Origin of the sequence: Corynebacterium variabile, assembly GCF_006539825.1 — a bacterium.
Lineage (GTDB): Bacteria > Actinomycetota > Actinomycetes > Mycobacteriales > Mycobacteriaceae > Corynebacterium > Corynebacterium variabile.
The window spans coordinates 1-1,857 of the sequence record NZ_BJNT01000047.1 but is presented as its reverse complement, the minus strand read 5'-3'; the positions used below and the strand labels follow the sequence as shown (position 1 = coordinate 1,857).

The window sequence follows — 1,857 nt, the reverse complement described above, 5'->3', positions numbered from 1 at the left end:
CTGCGGGGCCTTATCACTTTTACCTGCTGATTCGCTCATGCTGACAGCCTACGGCGGTGTCCCGTAGACAAGAGGAAACCACAACCCCGCGTGGTGCGGGGTTGTGTCAGACCTAGTCCTCAGGGAACGGGGTGGTGGCACTTGCCACTCGTCGCCGCCCCCGAGGAGGCCGCGCAGTTGCTGCGATCCTGGCCGAGGGGGGGACGGGCTGCCGCCGAGACTGCGCAGTCAGTGACTGTGCCCCCTGTTAGGGGTGACCATTGACAGAGGAAAGACGTGCCAAGACACTTAGGGGTGAAACTTCAACCTCACTCAGGAAGGACTCTCCAGTGTCGAAAAAGTCAATGAGCAGATTTGCCGCCCTGGCGCTAACCCTGGCTCTGCCCCTCGCAGCTGCCCCTGTGGCAGCTGCAGAAACCCCGGCGTCCACGTCCGCTGCTGCCGAAGTCTTTGATGAAGCAGCCGCAGCGCGCTACTTCGAGGCCGTGGACAATGCCACTAGCGACGACGAAGCACGCGCTGCTCTCAACGACTTCCTGGGCGCTGACGTAGCAGCCCAGGCTATCCAGGAAAACTCCGCGCGGCCCGGCCAGATCACTCCACGTGGGGCGGGGACCTTCCTGAGCTGCATTAAGGGTAAGGCCTCTGATGACGTGAAGTCGGTTTTTGACATCAATGTCGTCGCCGCAGCAATTGGCCAGAAGAACTACGCCAAGGCGGCTAAGGAAGCCGTTAAGTACCTGGCAAAACAGGGCATCAAAAGAAACGCCGCGGTGCTAGCTGGTATGTTCGCTTACTGGGGCTTCCAATGCCGAGGCAGCTGGTAGAAAGACCATAAATGACAGAACACTCGTTCGGTAGATGGGGCCAAATCTTTAAGAGATTCGTCCTCCGGTGGGTGGTTATGATCCTTATTCTGGGGGCGTACTCATTCCTCCGGGTTGCGTTTGGATGGGACGCCGAATTTGATCGGTCTAGGTTCGCCGACTTCGTCGCTCTTGGGACGCTCGGGCTGGCGATGCTGGCGATTTACACGGAAAAGCCGTCATAGCTCATTCCCGGCGCCGACAACGATCCCCGCACCGTGGGTGCGGGGATCGTTTCGTTGTATCAGTGCAGCCTGAACGGCCTGACCGGCTCACCGGTCAGGTTGTACCCAGGCCGGGGATAGGCCCAGCCGCTCTTCTTCTCCCCCGGCAGCGGGTCGCTGAACACGATCACCGAAATCAGCTCAGGGACGCTGGATTCGCTCCATTTATCGTGCGAGATGTCCACTCTGAACTGGTAAAACTCGCCGTCGGCGGCCTGTAGCCACGTCGCCCAGCTACCCGGTGATCGGTCCGCTTCGGCGTCGCCCGGGCGGATCGGCTGATCATCGCCGCCGACCGCGGTGTAGGCGTCCAGGCAGAGCCGGGAGAGCGCCACACCGTCGATGGGCAGCTCCGCACCGAGCATCTCCCAGGCGGCGGCGAGGAGGCCGTCCAGGTCCTCGGTGCGGTCCACGGCGCAGGACTTGATGAACGCCGCGGTCCGCTTCGATGGGGAGCTGCTGAACAGGGCGACGACGTGGTCCGGCCCGCCCTCGTGATGGTTCAGGCGGGCGTAGGGGTAGAGCTTCATTGAGCTGGCCTTTCATTCGTTGCGGGCGTAGTGCCCAGTGTCCCAGAGGGACGGGGAAACAGTCAGGGTGAGAGGATAAGTGAGGGTCCAGGCAGCGGTGTACCCCCGCAGCGAAGCTGCGGGGGTCAGGCGGCCAGGGCCGAAGGGTGGGCGTAGGCCTGCCAGGCGTTATAGATGTACTGCGCTGCCCACCCCCGGTCCCGCTGGCGTAGGGCATCGGCCGCCTGGCGGAGGTAG

The 1,857-nt window shown here is 62.6% G+C and carries 3 protein-coding genes; 2 read left to right on the top strand and 1 reads right to left on the bottom strand.

The window, feature by feature from the left end; genetic code table 11:
- Positions 1 to 329: 329 nt before the first annotated feature.
- Together CVA01_RS14665 and CVA01_RS14660 are read left to right on the top strand one after the other, a co-directional pair.
- Entirely contained in the window at positions 330 to 827 is a 498-nt protein-coding gene (locus tag CVA01_RS14665; RefSeq protein ID WP_141331811.1) for a hypothetical protein, read from the top strand.
- An 11-nt stretch (positions 828 to 838) separates the two neighbouring features.
- Positions 839 to 1,051, top strand: coding sequence for a hypothetical protein (locus CVA01_RS14660; protein WP_141331809.1), 213 nt, complete (start codon positions 839 to 841; stop codon positions 1,049 to 1,051).
- A 59-nt stretch (positions 1,052 to 1,110) separates the two neighbouring features.
- On the opposite strand, the gene CVA01_RS14655 is transcribed toward CVA01_RS14660, so the two are convergent.
- Entirely contained in the window at positions 1,111 to 1,620 is a 510-nt protein-coding gene (locus CVA01_RS14655) for a hypothetical protein (protein ID WP_141331807.1), read from the bottom strand.
- Positions 1,621 to 1,857: the final 237 nt, after the last annotated feature.

Excerpts from the sequence above, each read along its gene's own strand:
- CVA01_RS14660 (WP_141331809.1), top strand. The coding sequence starts at position 839 with ATGACAGAACACTCGTTCGGTAGATGGGGCCAAATCTTTAAGAGATTC.
- CVA01_RS14655 (WP_141331807.1), bottom strand. The coding sequence starts at position 1,620 with ATGAAGCTCTACCCCTACGCCCGCCTGAACCATCACGAGGGCGGGCCG.